The organism is Sphingomonas sp. TZW2008 (assembly GCF_002117915.1).
Classification (GTDB): Bacteria; Pseudomonadota; Alphaproteobacteria; order Sphingomonadales; family Sphingomonadaceae; genus Sphingomonas.
Genome location: NZ_BDJB01000003.1, coordinates 46,528 through 66,872, shown reverse-complemented (window position 1 = coordinate 66,872; position 20,345 = coordinate 46,528). Strand labels below are relative to the sequence as shown.

22 protein-coding genes are annotated in these 20,345 nt (G+C 67.6%); 16 read left to right on the top strand and 6 right to left on the bottom strand.

Annotation, left to right across the window (positions count from 1 at the left end):
* The first annotated feature begins 24 nt into the window (after positions 1–24).
* Entirely contained in the window at positions 25–669 is a 645-nt protein-coding gene (locus B7L05_RS02040) for a glutathione S-transferase family protein (RefSeq protein WP_085808566.1), read from the top strand.
* A 534-nt stretch (positions 670–1,203) separates the two neighbouring features.
* On the opposite strand, the gene B7L05_RS02035 is transcribed toward B7L05_RS02040, so the two are convergent.
* A complete protein-coding gene (locus B7L05_RS02035; RefSeq protein ID WP_085808565.1) occupies positions 1,204–2,553 on the bottom strand; it encodes a dicarboxylate/amino acid:cation symporter in 1,350 nt (449 codons plus the stop codon).
* A 310-nt stretch (positions 2,554–2,863) separates the two neighbouring features.
* Between B7L05_RS02035 and B7L05_RS02030 the strand changes: the two genes are divergently transcribed.
* Both B7L05_RS02030 and B7L05_RS02025 read left to right on the top strand, forming a co-directional pair.
* Positions 2,864–4,120: a Xaa-Pro peptidase family protein gene (locus B7L05_RS02030; RefSeq protein WP_085808564.1), complete on the top strand. Its 1,257-nt coding sequence runs from the start codon at positions 2,864–2,866 to the stop codon at positions 4,118–4,120.
* A 225-nt stretch (positions 4,121–4,345) separates the two neighbouring features.
* Positions 4,346–4,768: a hypothetical protein gene (locus B7L05_RS02025; RefSeq protein ID WP_144037085.1), complete on the top strand. Its 423-nt coding sequence runs from the start codon at positions 4,346–4,348 to the stop codon at positions 4,766–4,768.
* A 101-nt stretch (positions 4,769–4,869) separates the two neighbouring features.
* Here B7L05_RS02025 and B7L05_RS02020 read toward each other — a convergent pair whose 3' ends face one another.
* Entirely contained in the window at positions 4,870–5,082 is a 213-nt protein-coding gene (locus tag B7L05_RS02020) for a hypothetical protein (protein WP_144037084.1), read from the bottom strand.
* Positions 5,083–5,120: 38 nt separating this feature from the next.
* Here B7L05_RS02020 and B7L05_RS02015 point away from each other — a divergent pair, with 38 nt between their 5' ends.
* The 4 genes from B7L05_RS02015 (at position 5,121) to B7L05_RS02000 (ending at position 10,242) form a co-directional block, all read left to right on the top strand.
* Positions 5,121–5,540, top strand: a complete 420-nt coding sequence (locus B7L05_RS02015; RefSeq protein ID WP_085808561.1) for a hypothetical protein — start codon at positions 5,121–5,123, stop codon at positions 5,538–5,540.
* A 475-nt stretch (positions 5,541–6,015) separates the two neighbouring features.
* Positions 6,016–7,218, top strand: coding sequence for a sulfotransferase (locus tag B7L05_RS02010; protein ID WP_218775981.1), 1,203 nt, complete (start codon positions 6,016–6,018; stop codon positions 7,216–7,218).
* A 54-nt stretch (positions 7,219–7,272) separates the two neighbouring features.
* Complete coding sequence (gene alaS, locus B7L05_RS02005; protein ID WP_085808559.1) at positions 7,273–9,936, top strand: alanine--tRNA ligase; 2,664 nt, start codon at positions 7,273–7,275, stop codon at positions 9,934–9,936.
* Between the two features lie 87 nt (positions 9,937–10,023).
* Positions 10,024–10,242 carry a DUF2945 domain-containing protein gene (locus tag B7L05_RS02000; RefSeq protein WP_085808558.1) on the top strand — a complete coding sequence of 73 codons (219 nt, stop codon included), beginning with the start codon at positions 10,024–10,026 and terminating at the stop codon, positions 10,240–10,242.
* A gap of 265 nt (positions 10,243–10,507) precedes the next feature.
* Here the strand turns inward: B7L05_RS02000 and B7L05_RS01995 are convergent, their stop codons facing one another.
* Positions 10,508–11,071: a hypothetical protein gene (locus B7L05_RS01995; protein ID WP_256926568.1), complete on the bottom strand. Its 564-nt coding sequence runs from the start codon at positions 11,069–11,071 to the stop codon at positions 10,508–10,510.
* Between the two features lie 183 nt (positions 11,072–11,254).
* Between B7L05_RS01995 and B7L05_RS01990 the strand changes: the two genes are divergently transcribed.
* Positions 11,255–11,959 carry a glutathione S-transferase N-terminal domain-containing protein gene (locus B7L05_RS01990; RefSeq protein ID WP_085808557.1) on the top strand — a complete coding sequence of 235 codons (705 nt, stop codon included), beginning with the start codon at positions 11,255–11,257 and terminating at the stop codon, positions 11,957–11,959.
* A gap of 30 nt (positions 11,960–11,989) precedes the next feature.
* Here B7L05_RS01990 and B7L05_RS01985 read toward each other — a convergent pair whose 3' ends face one another.
* The 3 genes from B7L05_RS01985 to B7L05_RS01975 are packed head-to-tail and all read right to left on the bottom strand — an operon-like array spanning position 11,990 to position 13,142.
* On the bottom strand, positions 11,990–12,478 hold the full coding sequence (locus B7L05_RS01985) for a DNA-deoxyinosine glycosylase (RefSeq protein ID WP_085808556.1): 489 nt from the start codon (positions 12,476–12,478) through the stop codon (positions 11,990–11,992).
* Positions 12,475–12,867, bottom strand: a complete 393-nt coding sequence (locus B7L05_RS01980; protein WP_085808555.1) for a type II toxin-antitoxin system VapC family toxin — start codon at positions 12,865–12,867, stop codon at positions 12,475–12,477. The genes B7L05_RS01985 and B7L05_RS01980 overlap by 4 nt, the downstream gene beginning before the upstream one ends.
* The gene (locus tag B7L05_RS01975; RefSeq protein WP_179187094.1) at positions 12,864–13,142 is read right to left on the bottom strand and encodes a type II toxin-antitoxin system VapB family antitoxin; all 279 of its coding nucleotides are present in this window, start codon (positions 13,140–13,142) and stop codon (positions 12,864–12,866) included. The genes B7L05_RS01980 and B7L05_RS01975 overlap by 4 nt, the downstream gene beginning before the upstream one ends.
* Positions 13,143–13,241: 99 nt before the next feature.
* Between B7L05_RS01975 and B7L05_RS01970 the strand changes: the two genes are divergently transcribed.
* The 8 genes from B7L05_RS01970 to B7L05_RS17635 all read left to right on the top strand — a co-directional run bounded on the left by B7L05_RS01970 (position 13,242) and on the right by B7L05_RS17635 (position 20,332).
* A complete protein-coding gene (locus B7L05_RS01970; RefSeq protein ID WP_085808553.1) occupies positions 13,242–14,222 on the top strand; it encodes a cysteine synthase A in 981 nt (326 codons plus the stop codon).
* A gap of 48 nt (positions 14,223–14,270) precedes the next feature.
* Positions 14,271–14,555, top strand: a complete 285-nt coding sequence (locus B7L05_RS01965; protein WP_085809045.1) for a hypothetical protein — start codon at positions 14,271–14,273, stop codon at positions 14,553–14,555.
* 322 nt (positions 14,556–14,877) lie between these two features.
* Positions 14,878–15,381 (top strand): division/cell wall cluster transcriptional repressor MraZ, encoded by a 504-nt coding sequence (locus B7L05_RS01960; RefSeq protein WP_085809044.1) that lies wholly within the window; start codon positions 14,878–14,880, stop codon positions 15,379–15,381.
* Positions 15,378–16,385 carry a 16S rRNA (cytosine(1402)-N(4))-methyltransferase RsmH gene (rsmH, locus tag B7L05_RS01955; RefSeq protein ID WP_085808552.1) on the top strand — a complete coding sequence of 336 codons (1,008 nt, stop codon included), beginning with the start codon at positions 15,378–15,380 and terminating at the stop codon, positions 16,383–16,385. Before B7L05_RS01960 ends, rsmH begins: the two co-directional genes overlap by 4 nt.
* The gene (locus B7L05_RS01950; protein ID WP_085808551.1) at positions 16,386–17,072 is read left to right on the top strand and encodes a hypothetical protein; all 687 of its coding nucleotides are present in this window, start codon (positions 16,386–16,388) and stop codon (positions 17,070–17,072) included.
* A complete protein-coding gene (locus B7L05_RS01945; RefSeq protein ID WP_375601240.1) occupies positions 17,069–18,796 on the top strand; it encodes a peptidoglycan D,D-transpeptidase FtsI family protein in 1,728 nt (575 codons plus the stop codon). The genes B7L05_RS01950 and B7L05_RS01945 overlap by 4 nt, the downstream gene beginning before the upstream one ends.
* Positions 18,793–20,214: a UDP-N-acetylmuramoyl-L-alanyl-D-glutamate--2,6-diaminopimelate ligase gene (locus tag B7L05_RS01940; RefSeq protein ID WP_085808550.1), complete on the top strand. Its 1,422-nt coding sequence runs from the start codon at positions 18,793–18,795 to the stop codon at positions 20,212–20,214. The genes B7L05_RS01945 and B7L05_RS01940 overlap by 4 nt, the downstream gene beginning before the upstream one ends.
* Positions 20,204–20,332: a hypothetical protein gene (locus tag B7L05_RS17635; protein WP_256926567.1), complete on the top strand. Its 129-nt coding sequence runs from the start codon at positions 20,204–20,206 to the stop codon at positions 20,330–20,332. Before B7L05_RS01940 ends, B7L05_RS17635 begins: the two co-directional genes overlap by 11 nt.
* Positions 20,333–20,345 lie beyond the last annotated feature (13 nt).

The window sequence follows — 20,345 nt, the reverse complement described above, 5'->3', positions numbered from 1 at the left end:
CACGCGGGCGAGGAGACGTTCGCGATGATCATCGTTCACCATCTCGAGAATAGCCGGTCGCAGCGCGTCCTGTGGATGCTCGAGGAGCTGGGGCTGCCGTATGAGATCAAGCGCTACGAGCGGAACAAGAAGACGATGCTGGCGCCGCCCGAGCTGAAGCGCGTGCACCCGTTGGGCAAGTCGCCGGTGATCGAGGACAGTGACGATCAGGTCGACGGGCGCGGGCGGGTGGTCGCGGAGACGGGCGCGATCGTCGAATATCTGGTCGACAAGGCGGATGGGCGGCTCGGCGCGCCGGCGAAGCGCGCCGGCGCGCTCGATTACCGCTATTGGCTGCATTACGCGGAAGGATCGATGATGCCCCCGCTGCTGCTGAAGCTGGTTCTCGGCCGGGTGCCGCTGTTCGGCAAGAGCGCGATCAAGCGCGTGCAGCCGATGATCGACACGCACCTTGACTTCGTCGAAGCGCATCTGGCGACGCGGCCGTGGTTCACCGGCGAGAACATGACGGCGGCAGACATCATGATGAGCTTCCCGCTGGAGGCGGCGCGCAGTCGGGGCGGGCTCGACGCGTCGCGCCCGGCGACGATTGCATGGCTTGACAAGGTGCATGCGCGGCCGGCGTATCAGACGGCGCTGCGCAAGGGCGGGCCTTACGCCTACGCGTGATGCCCCGTCGTGGTTTTGGCAGGCGATGCCATACGGTCGGACTTGCGGCGCCGCTGTTGCGCGGTGCGGTCCGGCGGCCTCATGAATAGTTAGACGTAAGTGCCGCGCTTGCCTCATCAGGGCGCGGCGACGCGTCTTCGTCGGAAGCGTTTGGCGCGATCGAGCGCGATTGCAGATGGCCTAACGCTATCGCGGCGCTCGCTCGTCGGACGCAGGTTAGCGATAGGATTATGCGAGCAAGCGCCCGTTGTCCGGCGCGATCGCCCGGCGCATCGTGATTGCGAGGGAACGCTGAATCTCACGAGCGGGTGTCATGATCCGATCGTGCGCGTTGAGCGAGCTATGGTCGGGTGCGATCCTGCGCGGTCTTGCGTAGTCGTACGTCGATGGGCGCGATGACTGTGCCAGCTTCCCACATACCGCGCTCTGACCATGCTTTGTGAAGCGCGCTATTTGGCGGGATCGCATGTTCACCATTGTGAGAAGCGCGGCGCGCGATCGTCGGGATGACGGGCGCGCGCCAACACTGTCGGATCAGGCGGGCCGATCGCCGCCAAGCGCCGGCGTCTCGGCGAAGCTTTGGGTGGGGTGCGCAGGACCGTGGCCGGCGGGGGCGCGGGGATCGGGGATGGCATCGGGCTCGAGCGGATCGAGCTGGCCTTCCCACTTGGCGATGACCGCGCTCGCCACCGCATTGCCGACGACGTTGGTGGCGCTGCGTCCCATGTCGAGGAAATGGTCGATGCCGATGATCAGCAGCAGCCCGGCTTCGGGGATGTTGAAGAACCCGAGCGTCGCGGCGATCACCACGAGGCTGGCGCGGGGCACGCCGGCTATCCCCTTGCTGGTGATCATCAGTACCAGCAGCATCGTGATTTCCTGCCCGAGGCTGAGATCGATGCCATAGGCCTGCGCGATGAAGATCGTCGCGAAGGTCATGTAGATCATCGAGCCGTCGAGATTGAAGCTGTAGCCCAACGGCAGCACGAAGCTGGCAATGCGCGGCGGCACGCCGAACTTGTCGAGCGCCTCGAGCGTACGCGGGTAAGCGGCTTCCGAAGAGGCGGTGGAGAAGGCGAGCAACAAGGGTTCGCGGATATAGCGCACGAGCAGCGTCGTGCGGCGGCCGACGATCGCGTAGCAGACGGCGATCAGCAGCAGCCACAACAGGATGATGCCGACGTAGAAGGTGCCCATGAAATAGGCGAGGTTGCCGATGATCGACGGTCCGCGCTCCGCCAGCGTGCCCGTCACCGCGGCGAACACCGCGATCGGTGCCATGCGCATGACGTAGTTGGTGACGACGAGCATCACCTGCACCAAAGCCTCGATCCCGCGCACCAGCGGGGCGGCCTTTTCGCCCACCGCGGTGATCGCGACGCCGATGAAGATCGAGAAGATGACGATCTGCAGGATCTCGTTCTTCGCCATCGCCTCGATCCCCGAGGCGGGGAAGACGTGGGTGACGAAATCCTTGAGGTTGAACGCGGCCTGTTCGACGCCGCTGCCCGCGGTGACGGGGGGGATCGGGAAATCGAGCCCGACGCCGGGCTGGAACAGGTTCACCAACACGAGGCCGAGCGAGAGGCTGACGAGGCTGGCGCCGACGAACCAGCCGAGCGCCCGCCCGCCGATGCGGCCGAGCGCGGTGGTATCGCCCATGTGCGCGATGCCGGCGACCAGCGTGGCGAAGACGAGCGGGGCGATGATCATCTTGATCAGCCGCAGGAACACCGCGGTGATGATCGAGAAATAGCCGGCGATTTCGGACAGGCGTGCGGCGGCGGCCGGCGATCCGTCATCGATCGAGGCGTTGAGCGACAGGCCGAGCACGATGCCCGCGGCAAGCCCGATGAGGATGAATAACGTCAGCCGCTTGGCCATGGATGCTCCCGGATTGCTGCCCCGGCTTTCCGTTCAGGCTCGGGAGCGAACGGGTGCGGGATGGTCGACGCAAGGTGAACGGGATTGAGGCGCGAAGGTCAAGCCCGGCGGACGATCCGAGCCGCCGGCGTGGGGTGCGACGGGTTGCCGGGGCACCGATGGCGGGGGGGCTGCGGCCGCGTCTCAAAACCTCTTCGCGATGCGTGGCTGCCGATGCGATAGGTGAAGCGACGCCAGTCCCTGGCGTGCGATCTGCGGCGGGCCGGCGGCGCGGTTTGTGGCCGCCCGCTTCCCGTGCCAGAACGTCCTTATGCGCTTTACCCCTACTCGTCGCGGCGTACTGACCGCTGCCGCCGCCGTTCCGATGCTCGCCGTTACGGGCGTGCTCCGCGCCGCCGAGCCGGATCTGGCCGGGTTGACGGACATCACGACGGGCGCGGTGCCGATCGGCGCCGCCGAGCGCGCCGCACGGGTGGCACGGGCGCAGGCGCTGATGCGTGCGAACGGGATAGGCGCGGTGCTGATCGAGCCGGGATCGAGCCAGACCTATTTCACCGGTGTGCGCTGGAGCCGCAGCGAGCGGCTGACCGCGGCGCTGATCCCGATCGAGGGCGAGGCGCTGATCGTGACGCCGTTCTTCGAGGAACCGTCGGTCCGCGAGACGCTGGCGATCCCCGCGGCGGTGCGCGTGTGGCAGGAGGACGAGGATCCGCTGCGGTTGATCGCGGGGTTCCTGAAAGAGCGCGGACTCGACCGGCAGCCGGTGGGGATCGAGGAGACGGTGCGCTTCTTCGCAAGTGATGGCCTGCGCCGCGCGCTGCCCGAGGTGCGGCTGGTATCCGCCAACCCGGTGGTGCGCGGCTGCCGGATGATCAAGACACCGGCCGAGATCGCGCTGATGCAGCAGGCGACCGACGTGACGATCGCGGCGTATCGCTGGCTGCACCCGCGCGTCGAGAAGGGGATGACGGGGCCGCAGGTGGGCGCGCTGATGACCGCGGCGACGCGTAGGCTGGGCGGCGAGCCCGAATTCTCGATGGCGCTGATCGGCAAGGCATCGGCCTATCCGCACGGCAGCCGCGAGGTGCACCGGGTGGGCGAGGGGCAGGTGGTGCTGATGGACTGCGGCTGCACCGTCCAAGGATATCAGTCCGACGTGTCGCGGACCTGGGTGCACGGAACTGCCACCGCCGAGCAGCGGCGGGTGTGGGACCAGGTGGCGCAGGGGCAGCGGATCGCGCTGGCGGCGGCGACGATCGGCGCGCCGGCGGGATCGATCGACGATGCCGTACGGCGGCGGTACGAGAGCTGGGGCTATGGCCCGCGCTACAAGCTGCCGGGGACGTCGCACCGTACCGGCCACGGCATCGGCATGGACGGGCACGAACCGATCAACCTCGTGCACGGCGAAACGACGCCGTTGGCGGCGGGGATGTGCTTCTCGAACGAGCCGGGGATCTACCTGCCGGGCAAGTTCGGCGTGCGGCTGGAGGATTGCTTCTGGATGAGCGACGCCGGGCCGCGCTGGTTCAGCACGCCGCCGACTAGCATCGAGCGGCCAGTGTGATGAAAGCACGTGACAATAACGTTCCGCCTGCGTCATGACTTTGGCGTCATTGTGCAGTACGGGCGATGATGTTTGAAGCAGCTGTTCTTGCTTTCGCAGTCTTGTCTGATTGCAAAATGAACATTCGTTAATAAAATTTTCTTCATCATCTGGTGAACCTTCGCTGCGCTCGTTCGCTTCTCCGCCTGTCCTCCTCGTGAGAGGGCCAAAATATCGGAGAGTACAATGCGTATCACTTCCATGTTCGCGACGGTTGCCGCCGCTGGTCTGCTGAGCGCGACCGCAGGGGCGCAGACGACCGCCGGTGGTGGCGTGGCCGCGTCGACGCCGCAGGGTTCGGTTGCCGGTGGCGCCTCGGGCGGCACGATGAGTTCGGGTCAGCAGAAGCGGATGGACCGCGCACAGAAGCGTGAGCAGCGCCAGTCGGGCAGCTCGTCGTCAACGTACGGCGCGGGTTCGATCTACACTGACCGCACCAAGGCGACCGGCGGCGTAGCAGCCGGCGGCACCGCGACCGGCAGCGGCGCGACGTCGAGCGGCACGTCGGTGGATGCCTATGGCTCGACCGACCGCAACGGTTCGACCGGCGAAGTCTTCGGCGACAGCTCGGCAAACGCCCAGACGCCGCAGACCACTCCGCAGAACTGAGGATGAGGGGCGGGCCCAGTGGGCCCGCCCCCGTTTCTCATGTCAGCGATGCTGATCCTCGCCTTTGCCGCGGCTGCCCCCGAGCAGTGCCGGCAAACGCATTATTTCGCCGACGGGCGCGTGGAGACCAGCATGGTCGATGACGACGCGGCCGGTACGGCACAGGCAAGCTCGCGATCGTCGGGCAGCCATTCCTCGAGCAGTTCCGTCTCCGCCTCGTCGTCGAGTAGCGGCGCATCGTCGGCCAGCAGCACCAGCAGCGCCGACGGCAAGACGCGCTCGATCAGCGTGAAGCGCGACGCGGACGGCTGCACGATTACGATCGATGAGCGACCCACACGGGAGTAACATCATGCGTACCCTTCTTCTTTTAGCGCCGGCGCTGATGCTGGCGGGCACCGCAGGCGCCCAGTCGAACACCAGTAGCGCCGGCACGTCCTCACCGACGACCGGTGACGTTTCGGCAGGCACGACGAGCAGCGGCACGAGCGGCGACGGCACCGTCGGCGTGTCGGGCACAGCGGACGCCGCGGCGGCGAACGGCGGCACCGCCACGACTGACGCCAACGCGCGCTTCAACACCGCCAACAACACCGCACGCCAGCGCTCGACCGCGACGGCACGCGACGACGACGAGCGCGCCCGCTCGCGATCGATGACCAACGTCAACCCGAACGGTGACGTGCGGTCGAATTCGATGACGATCTACAAGCAGCGTGGCGAGAAGCCCGTCATCACGCGCGAGCGCACGGTGAACGGCGAACCTAAGTAACGCTGGTGCGGCATCACGCTGCGCGGCGGGCCTTAGGCCTGCCGCGGGAGGCGTGACAGACAGGCTCTGGAGAGTCTAGGCGGCGGAAGTTCGCAGGAACGAGAACGTCGCGGTCGCACGGACCACTATTAATATCGGCGCCAGTGCGACGATCGCGCTGCCGCTACTCGTAATCGGCGTGCCCAAGCTCACAAGCGTATCGCTGATCTGACGCGTGACATATGACTTGTAACGGCCGTTCCGATCAGGTGATCGGGGCGGCCGTCTCGTTGGCGCAGCGGCCCCGCTTAATCCACGTCTGTTATATTCTCGCAGGCGATGACGCCGTGGTGCGGAGCGAATTGCCATCGTCGGCGGTTCACCGATGATGACAGCTACCGCCGTGTCCCCGGCCTCTTTTCTTTCCGATGCCTCGCGTTCTTCCCCTGGCGTTGGTGACGATGCCGCCGCGCGACGGAGGGCGCGCGCCAACGAGTTGCTCGAGACGGCGTGGGCACGCGGTTGGGCGACGCGGCCGATCCTGGAGAGCGACGCGCTGATCGCGGCGGCGCGGCGTGAGAAGGGAGCAGGGGGCCTAGGCGCGGACGGCGCGTGGCGCGCAAGGCTCGACGTATTGACCGATGCGCTGCGCGAGGAAGCGGCGCTAACGTCGCTCGGCACCGTCATCGCGCACGGCCAGATCGTCGCTGCGCTCGCCAACCGGGCGCGCATGGCGGACTGGTGCCGCCGCTATCCCGACATCCTCGCCCAGCCGATCCGCCGCCCAATCATCATCGTCGGGCAGATGCGATCGGGCAGTACGCGCATGCAGCGGCTGCTCGCGTGCGACCCCCGGTTCGGTCACACGCGTTTCTTCGAGAGCTGGAACCCGCTGCCGAGCGGGCGGCTGGGACCGATCGACGACCGGCGGCTGCGTGGCTGGTTCGGGCTGCGCTGCGCGCAGTGGCTCAATCCCGAATTCGCGACGATCCACCCCACCGGCACCACGCAGGCCGACGAGGAGATAGGTTTCCACAACGTGTCGATCTTCGGCTCGGCGTTCGAGGCGCAGTGGCGCGTGCCGCGCTTCGCCGCGCTGAACGAGGCAATCGACGCGCGGCCGATCTACGCCGAGTTCCGCCGCCTGCTGCAGATCACCGCGTGGCTGCGGCGCGACCACGGCGATCGCCCGATGGTGTTGAAGCTGCCGCAGTTCACGCAGGATCTAGCGGCGGTGATCGACGTCTTCCCCGACGCGCGGCTGATCTGCCTCGACCGGCCGGTGAGCGAGACGGTCGCGTCGTCAGCGTCGCTGGTATACAGCCAGATGCGCACGCAGAGCGACACCGTCGATCCGCACTGGATCGGGCGCGAGTGGCTGCGCAAGATCGTGCTGCGGCAGGAACGAACTGCGAGGGCGCGCCGCGCAGCGGACGTGGCGCAGATCGACGTCGGGTTCGAGGCGGTCGGCGGCGACTGGCGCGGCGAGATCCGCCGCGTCTATCGCCTGCTCGGCGTGCCGCTGACCGTTACCGTCGAGGAACGCATGGCGCGCTATCTCGAGCGGCCGCAGCATAACAGGCTGGCGCGCCACCGCTATGCGCTGGGCGACTTCGGACTGACCGAGGCGGGTGTCGCCGCGGCGCTGGAGGGTTCGGCCGCGAACGGAGCCGCGAGCGTCCCGTTGCAGGCCGCCTGACGCACGCAGGAGGGCGCTAGTCAGCGTGCGATCGGGCGATTAAGTCGCACAGCCATGACCTCGACGAACGACATCCGCCGCAGCTTCCTCGATTACTTCGGATCGAACGGCCACACGATCGTGCCATCGGCGCCGCTGGTGCCGCAGAACGATCCGACGCTGATGTTCGTCAATGCGGGCATGGTGCCGTTCAAGAACGTATTCACCGGACTGGAAAGCCGGCCGTACTCGACCGCGACCTCGTCGCAGAAGTGCGTGCGCGCGGGCGGCAAGCACAACGATCTCGACAATGTCGGCTATACCGCGCGGCATCACACCTTCTTCGAGATGCTCGGCAATTTTTCGTTCGGCGATTATTTCAAGGAACAGGCGATCACACACGCGTGGACGCTGCTGACCAAGGAATGGGGGCTGCCGGCCGACAAGCTGACCGCGACCGTCTATCACACCGACGATCAGGCATTCGAGCTGTGGCAGAAGATCGCCGGGCTGCCCGACCATCGCATCATCCGTATCCCGACCAAGGACAATTTCTGGGCGATGGGCAGCGACGGCCCATGCGGGCCGTGCAGCGAGATCTTCTACGATCATGGCGAGCATATCGCAGGTGGACCGCCGGGCAGCCCGGACGAGGACGGCGACCGCTTCGTCGAGATCTGGAACCTCGTCTTCATGCAGTTCGTGCAGGAGGCGGACAGCATCGTCGGCGATCTGCCGCGCCCGTCGATCGACACCGGCATGGGGCTGGAGCGGATCGCGGCGGTGATGCAGGGCGTCCACGACAATTATGATACCGACACGTTCAAGGCACTGATCGCCGCGTCGGGCGCGCTGACGCATACCGCGACGACGGGCGACAATCAGGCGAGCCACCGCGTGATCGCCGATCACCTGCGCACTTCGGGCTTCCTGGTGGCGGATGGTGTGCTGCCCGCGAACGACGGACGCGGTTACGTGCTGCGGCGGATCATGCGGCGCGCGATGCGCCACGCGCACCTCTTGGGCGCGAAGGAGCCGCTGATGCACCGGCTGGTCCCGGCGCTGGTCGCCGAAATGGGCGCAGCCTATCCCGAACTGCTGCGCGCGCAGCCGCTGATCGAGGCGACGCTGCAACAGGAAGAAACGCGCTTCCGCCAGACGCTCGACAAGGGGCTGAAGCTGCTCGATGAGGCGACCGGCGGGATGCGGCCGGGCGACGTGCTGCCCGGCGAGACGGCGTTCAAGCTCTACGACACGTTCGGTTTCCCCTATGACCTGACCGAGGACGCGCTGCGCGCGCAATCGTTCGGCGTCGATCGCGCTGGCTTCGACGCGGCGATGGCGGAGCAGAAGCGCGCCGCGCGTGCCGCGTGGAAGGGATCGGGCGCGAAGGCGTCCGACGATCTGTGGTTCGATCTGGTCGAGGAGATCGGGACGACCGAGTTCACCGGCTACGCCAACGATACCGGCGAGGGCGTGGTACTGGCGCTGGTGAAGGACGGAGCGCGGGTGCAGAAGGCGGTCGCTGGCGATCAGGTCGACGTGATCGTCAACCAGACGCCGTTCTACGGAGAGAGCGGCGGCCAGGTGGGCGATGCCGGGACAATCGGCAGCGACGCCGGGCTCGCCGCGACGGTCGCCGAGACGTCGAAGCAGCTTGGCAAGCTATGGGTGCACCACGCGACGATCGACGCCGGCGAGGTGAAGGTCGGCGATACAGTGAAGCTAGTGATCGACGTCGCGCGGCGCGCGGCGATCCGCGCCAACCATTCGGCCACCCACCTGCTGCACGAGGCGCTGCGCCAGCGGCTGGGCACGCATGTCGCGCAGAAGGGCTCGCTGGTGGCGCCCGACCGGCTGCGCTTCGACGTGAGCCATTCGAGCGCGATGAGCGCGGCCGAGCTTGCCGATGCCGAAGCGGCGGTGAACGCGAAGATCCGACAGAACGGCGCGGTGACGACGCTGCTGATGACCCCGGACGACGCGATCGCGATGGGCGCGATGGCGCTGTTCGGCGAGAAATACGGTGACGAGGTGCGCGTCGTGTCGATGGGCGCGGACGAAGATGGCAAGACCTATTCGGTCGAGCTGTGCGGCGGCACCCACGTCAACGCGCTCGGCGATATCGGGCTGTTCAAGGTGGTCGGCGAGAGCGCGGTCTCGTCCGGCGTGCGGCGCGTTGAGGCGCTGACCGGCGAGGCGGCGCGGGCGTACCTGTCAGCGCGCGACGAGAAGCTGCGCGAGGCGGCGGCGACACTGAAGACGACGCCTGACGAGGTGCCAGGGCGTGTCGCTGCGCTGCTCGACGAGCGGCGGCGGCTGGAGCGCGAACTGGCGGAGGCGAAGAAGGCGCTGGCGCTTGGCGGGGGCGGCGGCGCGGCGCCGACCGGGCCGGAGACGGTGGGCGGCGTGGCGTTCGTCGCACAGGTGCTCGACGGCTTCGAGGCCAAGGGGCTGCGCGGCGCCGTGGACGAGGCGAAGACGCGGATCGGATCGGGTGTCGCCACGCTGGTGGCCGTGAACGACGGTCGCGCGACCGTCGCCGTTGGCGTGACCGACGATCTGGTTGCAACGTGGAGCGCGGTGGAGCTCGTCAAGCGCGCGGTGGCGGCGGTCGGCGGTCAGGGCGGCGGCGGCCGGCCCGACATGGCGCAGGGCGGCGGGCCGGATGGCGCCAAGGCGGCCGACGCAATCGCCGCGGTGCGCGCGGCGCTGGAGGCGGCGAAGGAAGTCGCCTGATTGAGCGTCACCTTGCCGATTCTGCGCGGCGGCGTGCAGCCCCGCGGGGTTGCCCGCGTTGTTCATTGTTCCAACAGGAGGCGATGAATGGCGAACAGCTTCAAGAAGGGTGACAAGGTCTCGTGGTCGTGGGGCAACGGCAAGGCGCACGGCAAAGTCGAGGAGAAGTTCGAGCGGCGCGTGCAGCGGACGATCAAGGGATCCAAGGTCGTTAAGAACGGGACCAAGGACAATCCAGCGTATGAGGTGTCGCAGGACGACGGCGGCAAGGTGCTGAAGCGCGGCTCCGAGCTCGAGAAGGGCTGAACGCGGCGTTGCGCCCGGGGTCGCGCTCAGGTCGCGGTCGTTGTCACTTAAGCGTGCGTAAGGCGAAACGGGGGCAACACGAGCTGTGAGTAACTCCCGATAAAAGCGCTGAGAAGCAACAAATTTGTCGAGGGCGGATGCCTCGGCGCTTGACGCGCGTATTGCATAACGATTGCGGTAGGCATCGGTAGCGAAGCTGATCTTGCTCAAGGCAAATGCAGGGCGGCACGCTGTGCCGCCCTGCCTCGCGATCCGCAGATTCGCGTTACTTGCCGCCCATCGCAGCCTGAAGCTGCGCCGCCGTCATCCCGATGGTGACGCCCTGCGCGCCCGGGCCGAACGAGCCGACCGGGATCTTCGCGTCGCCCTTCGGCGTCGTCAGCGTCACGAACTGCGCGTCTATGGTCTTGATCGTGCCGAGCGACGCGCCGCCGGTGCCGTAGACGGTGGTGCCGGCAACGAGCTTCGACTTGAAGTCGGCGGTCGCCTGCGCGGTCGCCTGGCCGGCGGCGGCGTCAAGCTCCGCCTTGGTCATGCCGAGTGTCGGACCCTTGGGGCTGGTGCCGAACGACGTCAGCGGCACGGCGGCTTTGTTGGTGCCGGTATCGACGACGGCGTTGGTGCCGTCGGTCGACGCGATCGTGCCGACGACACCGCCCTGCGCGTCATAGATCGTGGCACCGACGGTCGGTGCGGCGCCAGTGGCGGCTGCGGGTGCTGCGCCCGTCGCCGGGGCTGCCTGGGTTGCCGCCTCGGGAGCCGGTGCGGCAGTCTGCGCATGTGCGGCGAGCGGCGTCGCAGCCAGCAGGACGAATGCGTAACGGTACATAAAAACTCCTCGTTGTTGCATCACATAGGCAACGAGGGTCCAGCAGCAGGGTTCCTTGCAAGTGGCGCGCGATGGATCGGCTCCTCGGCCCGGTGAATGGAGTGGCCGTCGGATCGAGATTGCAGAAGATTGGTTCGTCGCACAGTGAATGAATAGAAGATGAACAATCATTGGAGATAGAGGGTGGCGGATCTTTCGACTTATGCGATCACGCGGCGCTGGGCGCCACAACATGCCGATCGTCTACAATATTACGGTTTGCCGACGCCCAATGGCGTCAAGGTGTCGATCATGCTTGAGGAGACGGGTCTGTCGTACGACGCGCATCTGATCGATTTTGCCATCAACGATCAGAAATCGCCTGAATTCCTATCGCTCAATCCCAATGGCAAGATTCCCGCGATCCTCGATCCCGACGGGCCGGACGGCGCGCCGCTGGCGTTGTTCGAGAGCGGGGCGATCCTGCTGTATCTCGCCGAGAAGACGGGGCGCTTTCTGCCGGCGGATGCCGCGCGCCGCTGGCAAACCGTGCAGTGGGTGATGTTCCAGATGGGCGGCGTCGGGCCGATGTTCGGCCAGCTCGGCTTCTTCCACAAGTTCGCGGGCAAGGAGTGGGAGGACAAGCGCCCGCTGCAGCGCTACGCCGACGAGACCAAGCGGCTGCTTGGCGTGATGGACACGGCGCTCGACGGGCGGGCGTGGTTCATGGGGGACGACTATAGCATCGCCGACATTTCGATGCTGGGCTGGGTCAACGGGCTGGTCAATTTCTACGAGGCGGGGGCGCTCGTAGGGTTCGACCAGCATCGCAACGTCGCGGCGTGGCTGGAGCGCGGGCTTGCGCGGCCGGCGGTGCAGCGCGGGTTGAAGATACCGGCGCGCGGTTAGGCGTCGCAGGCCCGCGGCATTGCGGCTGGACTAGGCGAGATAGTCGACAATTGCGTTCCAGGCGGGTTGCTTGGCAACGCGGCCGATCGTGTGCAGCGGGCTCGACGAGGGGAGCGCGAGGATCGCGACCGGTCGATCGGCGACAAGCGGCCGGCCGATCGCCAGCGCGCTGCCACCATTGAACGCCACCGCGCGCAGATCGGGCAGGCGGGCGAGCAGCGCGGGCAGATCATTGGCGGCAGCGTCGCGGATCGCGGCGTCGCTGCTGCCGGTGCGCCGCGCAGTGGCGACGACGTCCCACAGCGCGATGCGTGCGGCGATCAGCGCCGCGAGGCGATCGTCGTACGATAGCGCCGGCAGATCTTGCCCTACGATCGGGGCGAGTAGGTGCCAGAACTGGTTCTGCGGATGCGCGTAATAGCGCTGCTGCGCGAGGCTGCGGTCCCCCGGCAGGCTGCCGAGGATCAGCACGCGCGCGTCGGCGCGGGCGACCGGGGGGAAGGAGGCCTTGAGGGTCACGCGGCAGGTGTGACGTCGGTCCGGGTGAAATCGGCGCCTTTGTAGAGCAGTGGGCGGCCGGTTTCCTTGGCGAGCGCGTAGGCGAAGCAATCGCCGAAGTTGAGCGCGGCGGGATGGCGCCCCTTACCGAACTGGCGATAGGCGGTGCGCGCGAGCCGCGCCTGCTCGGGGGTGACGGGTGCGACTGCGATGTGCCAGAATTCGATCACGGCATCGAAGCGCTCGCTAAGCGCTGGATTGTTGTTAGCATCTATAACGATTGCAGTTTCGAGATAATTCGCGGCCGATATCGTGATTTCGTCGGCGGACTCGGCAAGTGCGTGAACAAAGCGGCCATGATCCGGCTCTTCGCGCAGCAGACATATCAATACTGATGTGTCGACGATCACCGTGGCAGGCCGCCCGCATCATAGAGGACGTCGCCGTGATCCTGCGTCAGCGCGGCCGGGTGCCACAGTTGGCGCGCGCCTTTGATCAGGGCTTCAAAATCACGCGTCCGCGCCTCGGCATGATCGCGGTCGGCAGCGGAAACGCGCCGTGCTTCCACGAGCTGTTTGCGCAACGCGTCGACCACGACCTCTGTCACGCTCCTGCCAGTGAGCCGTGCGAGATCGAGCGCCAGCTTGCGGGCTTCTTCGCTCTTTATATTGAGCTGGCTAACCATTCTACCTCCATTGCTAGCTGTTCTACCATGCGCTGCACTATCCGCCAACAAAGGCCGTCGGCGGTTGCCGCCCGGCGGCCTGCGCGCCATCTAGGTGCGATGCATATCGCCAACGACACGCTCTCGCTCATCGGCCACACTCCGCTCGTCCGGCTGAAGGGGCCCAGCGAGGCAACAGGCTGCGACATTTTCGGCAAGTGCGAGTTCGCCAATCCCGGCGCGAGCGTGAAGGATCGCGCGGCGCTGTTCATCGTCGAGGATGCCGAAGCCCGCGGGGCATTGCAGCCGGGCGGGACGATCGTCGAAGGGACCGCCGGGAATACCGGGATCGGGCTGGCGCTGGTCGCCAATGCCAAGGGCTATCGTACGATCATCGTGATGCCCGACACGCAATCGAAGGAGAAGATGGACACGCTGGTCGCGCTCGGCGCCGAGTTGGTGACGGTACCCGCTGCTCCCTATTCGAGCCCGTGCCATTTCGTTCATCAGTCGCGCCGCATCGCCGAGGAGACGCCGGGTGCGATCTGGGCCAACCAGTTCGACAATATCGCCAATCGCCGCGCGCATATCGTCGGCACCGCGGAGGAGATCTGGAACCAGATGGACGGGCGGATCGACGGCTTTACCTGCGCCGCGGGAACCGGCGGGACCATCGCGGGCGTCGGGCTGGGACTGAAGGAGAAGGACGAGCGGATCACGATTGCGCTCAGCGACCCGCACGGAGCGGCGCTGTTCAACTATTACGCCAACGGCGAGTTGAAGAGCGAGGGATCGTCGGTTGCCGAGGGGATCGGGCAGGGACGGATCACCGGCAATCTCGAAGGCGCCCCGATCGATACGCAGTTCCGTATTTCGGACGACGAGGGTCTCGTTTGGGTCGACCGACTCCTCAAGGAGGAGGGACTGTGCCTTGGCCTGTCATCGGGCATCAACGTCGCCGGCGCGGTTCGGCTGGCCGAGCATCTCGGGCCGGGCAAACGCGTCGCGACGATCCTATGCGACACGGGTTTTCGCTACCTTTCGAGCCTCTACAATCCGACATGGCGCGCCGCCAAGGGACTGGCGCCCGCCCGTGACTGACCGCGCATTCGACAAAGCTGCGACGACCCGTTAACGATGCGCGGCAAAATGAAGTCTGTCGCACCACCCAGCCAGACGATGCAGCGCGTTAAGGTCGGCATGGTCGGCCTTGCCGCGGTCGTCCTTCTGATCGGCCTCGCGAGCGCTATCTTCAGCGCTGCCAATCGCGAGCGGCCGATCACCGCCGCGGGCGCGCCGCAGGCGGCCGTCGTCGCCAACATGACCATCGCCAATTCGGCGCAAGCCGCCGACCCCGCGAACGAGCCGCTCGCCGAACTGGGCGTCGCCCCCAGTGCCGCCGAATCGAACGCCGCGAAGGAGCCCGCGCGATGAAGCGCGTGACGGGCTGGGCAGCGTCGGGGAAATTCGGGGACGGTGCGGTGAGTCGGTCGAATCCGGTGCAATCCGACGCTCCTTCAAATAGAACGAAAATAGAACGTGGCGACGCGCTGTCGCAGGGGTGCAACGCTTTCCCTCCAGACTGACGTCGTTTCCCCGGTTCTCCCCGAATTTCCCTTTTCATCCCCGACGTCTGTTGATACCAATCAACGGACAGAGGGGCAGGACCACTGTTTTTTGTCGAGGGCGGCAACCGGGTGCAGTGGGAACTGCTTCTCGGAACGGGGAAGTCTTGCGCGCCTTGTGCGAGGTGGGCGTGTCGGAACGGGTGGACTATCTTGGAAAGGGGGTTGGCCTTGTCGATGACAAGGGCCGCGTCGCCATTCCAAACACCCTGCGCGCCGCGCTGGCGCAGAATGCGCCGCGCCCCGACGGTAAGGATGGCGGCACCGTACTGGTCGGCGTCCATCCCGATTTCCCCTGCCTGATCGCGCACGATCGCGGCTATCTCGATTTCGCCAAGTCGCAGCTGATCCAGCGCCAGGCCGAGGCCAATGCGGCGATCGGATCGGCCGCCTATTATGCGCCGCGCATGCGCGGCGCCTCGGTCGAGCCCGTGCCGTTCGACGGCAGCGGCCGCTTCATCCTGCCCGCGGCCGAGCGCGAACTTGCCGGGATCAGCGACATCGCCTTCTTCCTGGGCGATTACGAGAGCTTCATGATCTGGGATCCGCGCGCGCTGGTGGCGCACGACGGCGTCGACGAGATGGTGAAGCGGCACGCCATGATCATGTGCCGCGACAAGGGAATCACGCTGTGAGCGCGCCCGCTCCCGAAGCTGCGGTCCCCGAAGCCCTGCACATCCCCGTCCTGCTCGACGAGGTGGTCGAGGCGCTGGCGCCGGCGGCGGGCGAGACGATGGTCGATGCGACGTTCGGCGCCGGCGGCTATACGCGCGCGCTGCTTGCCCGCGGCGCGCGCGTGTTCGCGTTCGATCGCGATCCCGACGCGATCGTCAATGGGCGCGCGCTTGAGGCTGCCGAGGCGGGGCTGACGCTCGTCCCCGCCGAATTCTCGCGACTCGATCGCGAGCTCGCGGCGATCGGCGTCGATTCGGTCGACGGCGTGACGATGGATATCGGCGTGTCGTCGATGCATCTCGACCAGGCGGCGCGCGGCTTCTCGTTCCAACAGGATGGCCCGCTCGACATGCGCATGAGCCAGGCGGGCGAGAGCGCGGCGGATTTTCTTAACACCGCCGACGAGGCCGAGATCGCCGACGTGCTGTGGCGCTACGGCGACGAGCCCAAGTCGCGCCGCGTGGCGCGCGCGATCGTCGCCGCGCGGCCGCTGGCGACGACGGGCGAGCTGGCGCGCGTCGTGCGCAAGGCGTTGGGGCACCGGCCGCACGACAAGAAGGATCCGGCGACGCGCGCGTTCCAGGCGATCCGTATCCATGTGAACCGCGAGCTGGAGGAGCTGGCCGCGGGTCTGGAGGCGGCCGAGCGCATGCTGGCGCCCGGCGGACGGCTGGCGGTGGTGAGCTTCCACTCGCTGGAGGATCGCATGGTGAAGCGCTTCCTGCGCGAGCGGAGCGGCGCGACGCCGGCGGGATCGCGGCATCGCCCGGCAGCGGTCGCGGCACGCGCGGCAACGTTCGAAATCACGGCCCGCGCGGTGCGCGCGGGCGCGGCGGAGCTGGCGCGCAATCCGCGCGCACGCTCCGCGACCTTGCGGACCGCGCGGCGCACCGAAGCGTCGGCGTGGCGGGGCGACGACAGACAAGCAGGCATGGCGGGCGGGCCGGCGAGTGGAGACGAGTAAATGACGGCGGCGTATCGATTGAAGGGACTTGGGTGGTTCGGCGGCGTGGTGATCGTGTCGCTGAGCTTCTATCTCGTCAGCCTGCAGGTGGCGGCCGAGCGCAAGCGACTGGCGCAGGTGGATGCCAAGATCAGCGCGGCCGAGCGTGACATCCGCGCGCTAGAGACCGAGTTCGATGTGCGCGCCAACCTGGCGCAGCTCGAGCGGTGGAACGGCGACACGCTGGCGCTGGTCGCGCCGACCGCCGGCCAGTTCGTGCGCGACGAGGGGCAGCTGGCGGCGATCAGCTTCCGCCCCGGGCAACCGGGCTTCGGCGCGGGTGAGGGCGACGTGCGCACCGCACAGCTGATCGTGCCGTCGCGGCTCGGCGACGTCGTGCCGACCGCACCCGCCGTGATCGACGAGGCGCCGGCCGCCGCGCCCGCTACGCTGGTGAAAGTCGCCGTGCGCGCGCCCGCAGCGCGCCCGATCAGCGTGCGCGTCGCGATGCCGGTGACGCAGCCGCGCGCACAGGAGCAGCTCGGCCACGTAGGTGCGATCAAGGCGGTGGCGATGGTGAGCGCGCCGCCCGCCGCCTCGATCCGCAAGGCGCGCGCGGTCGCGATGCTCGACAAGTCGCTGCTGAGCGACACGACGCTGGGTGATCTGCTGAGCGGTGCGCGCTCCGAGACGAGCCGCCTTCGTTGAGCACGCTCGCCGCCCGGCAGGCCGCGCGCCCGATGCGCGCCAACGAGCAGCGCCAGGCGCTGCTCGCGACGCAGCACCAGCGGCTGATGATGCTGATGCTGCTGTTCGGGGCGGGCGTGCTGCTGATCGTTGGGCGGCTGGCGATGCTGGCGCTCGACGCCGGGCCGCGGCGGGTGGCAGCGATTGCGACCGCGCCGCGCGGCGATATCGTCGATCGCAACGGCCAGCAGCTGGCGCGCACGATCGATGCCTGGACGATCGGGGTGCACCCGGCGAAACTGCTGGGCGACCGCAACGAGATCGCCAAGCGGCTGGCGGACCTGATGCCCGATACGGGCGATCAGGCCTATTTCTATCGCATGATCACTCGGCCGGTGAATTTCACCTACCTCAACCGTCGCGCCTCGCCCGCGCTGGTGCAGGCGGTGAACGCGATCGGCGAGCCGGGCATCGTGTTCGAACGCGAGACACAGCGGCTCTACCCGCAATCGACGATGGCGGCGCACGTGCTGGGCTATATCGGCACGACGCAGAAGGACCCGACGGTGCACGGCCGTCTGGGGATGGAGCGCGCGCTCGACGAGCGGCTGACCAATCCGGCGCTGTCGGGGACGCCGGTGGCGCTGTCGATCGACAGTCGTGTCCAGGCGGCGATGGAGAGCGAGCTCGGCCGCGCGATGGCGGAGATGCAGGCGCGCGCCGCGGCGGGCGTGGTGCTCGACGTCGACACCGGCGAGGTGATCTCGATGGTGTCGCTGCCGCTGTTCAACCCCAATCGCGTCGGGATGGCGGGCAGCGAGCAGCTGCGCAACACGGTGACGCAAAGCGTGTATGAGCTGGGATCGGCGTTCAAGCCGATCGCGATGGCGACCGCGATCGACACCGGCGTCGTGACCGACATGTCGCGCCGCTTCGATGCGACCGCGCCGTTGCAGGTGGGCCGGTTCAAGATCAAGGACGATCACGCGCAGAACCGCTGGCTCAACATCCCCGAGACGCTGATCCACTCGTCCAATATCGCCACCGCGCGGATCGCCGACGAGATCGGCGCGGCGCGGATGCAGGCGATGTTCCGCAAGATGGGCTTCGATACCAAGCCGGATATCGAGCTGATCGAGAAGGGCCGTCCGTTGTGGCCGCATTACTGGGCGCGCACCACGGTGATGACGACCGCCTACGGCCACGGCATCGCGGTGACGCCGCTGCACCTCGCCAACGCTTATGCGACGCTGGTCAACGGCGGGATCTGGCGCCCGACGACGCTGTTGAAGGTGGCGCCAGGCCATGCGCCCAAGGGCCGGCGCGTGATCAAGGAGACGACCAGCGTGCGGCTACGTCAGCTGCTGCGGCTGATCGTGACCGACGGCACGGGGCGCAAGGCGGAGGCGCCGGGCTATCGCGTCGGTGGCAAGACGGGCACCGCCGAAGCCGCCGAGGCCGGCGGCTATGCGCGCAACCGCAACGTGTCCACCTTCGCCGCCGCCTTTCCGATGGATGCGCCGCGTTACGTGGTGCTGACGATGATGGACAGCCCGAAGCGGGTGGAGGCGAATTCGTTTCAGACGACCGCCGCCTATACCGCCGCCCCCGTCGTCAGCCGCGTGATCAGCCGCACCGGTGCGATGCTGGGCGTGATCCCCGATGCGCAGCGCGACATCGACATGCGCGACCTGCAGGGGCTGCTGTGGCACGCGCCGGGCGACAAGAAGGTCGAGGGCGAATGAAGCTCGGCGCGCTGATCGGCGGCGACGCGGACGCGAGCGTCACCGGCTTCGCGATCGATCACCGCAAGGTGGCGCCGGGAACGATCTTCGGCGCGTTCGAGGGCGCGCGCGTCAACGGCGAGGACTTCATTCCCGCCGCGATTGCTGCCGGCGCAGTGGCGGTGGTCGCGCGGCGTGGCGCGACGGTCGAGGGCGCAGTGCATATCGTCTCGGACAATCCGCGCGCGCGTTTCGCCGACCTTGCTGCGCAGTTCTTCGCGCCATTTCCAGCGACGTGCGTCGCGGTGACGGGGACCAACGGCAAGACCTCCACCGTCGAGCTGACGCGGCAATTGTGGAACATGGCGGGGCAGCACGCGGCGTCTATCGGCACGCTGGGCGTCACCACCAGCGACGAGCGCGTGACGACCGGGCTGACGACGCCGGACGTCGTCACCTTCCTGTCGAACGTCGCTGGTCTTGCGCGCGAGGGCGTGACTCACCTTGCTTTCGAGGCATCGAGCCACGGACTGACTCAATATCGCACCGAGGGGCTGCGCGTATCGGCGGCGGCGTTCACCAATTTGAGCCGCGACCACCTCGACTATCACGGCGACATGGCGGCGTATTTTACCGCCAAGCTGCGGCTGTTCTCGGAGGTGCTCGCGCCCGACGGGACGGCGGTTGTCTGGGCTGACGATCCGCAGTCCGACCGCGTGATCGATCTGGCGCGGCAGCGGCGCAACCGGCTGCTGACGGTGGGCGAGCATGGCGACGAACTGCGCCTCGTATCGCGTGATCCGACGCTGCTTGGGCAGGGGCTGGTGATCGCCGCCGACGGCCGCGAGCATCGCGTGACGCTGCCGCTGATCGGCGCGTATCAGGCGGCGAACGCGTTGGTCGCGGCGGGGCTGGTGATCGCGACCGGCGGCGATGTCGCGCAGACAATTGCCGGGCTCGCGCGATTGCAGCCCGTCAGGGGCCGGCTGGAGCGCGCCGTCATTACTGCGAGCGGCGCGCCGGTCTATGTCGATTACGCGCACACGCCCGACGCGCTCGAGGCAGCGATCGCCGCGCTGCGCCCGCATGTCACGGGACGGCTGATCCTGGTGTTCGGCGCCGGCGGCGACCGCGACCAGGGCAAGCGCGAGCCGATGGGCGCGGTCGCCGCGGCGCTGGCCGATGTCGCGATCGTCACCGACGATAACCCGCGTAGCGAGCAATCCGCCGCGATCCGCGCCGATATCCTGAAAGGTGCACCCAGCGCGATCGAGCACGGCGACCGGCGCGGCGCGATCCGGCTGGCGATCAGCCAGGCCGGGGCGGACGATATCGTGCTGATCGCGGGCAAGGGACACGAGCAGGGGCAGATCGTCGGCGATCTTGTCCTGCCGTTCGACGATGTGAGCGTAGCCAGGGAGGTTGCAGGTGAAGCGTAAGTTCGTTGTTCCATCGAAGCCCGCGGTTAGCGACGCCGACAAGAAGCCGCGCGAGCGACGCACGCTCGGTTTGCGCTACGAACTGGTGACGGGCGACAGCGTCAGCGGGCTGCGTTGAGCGGCGACGCGCG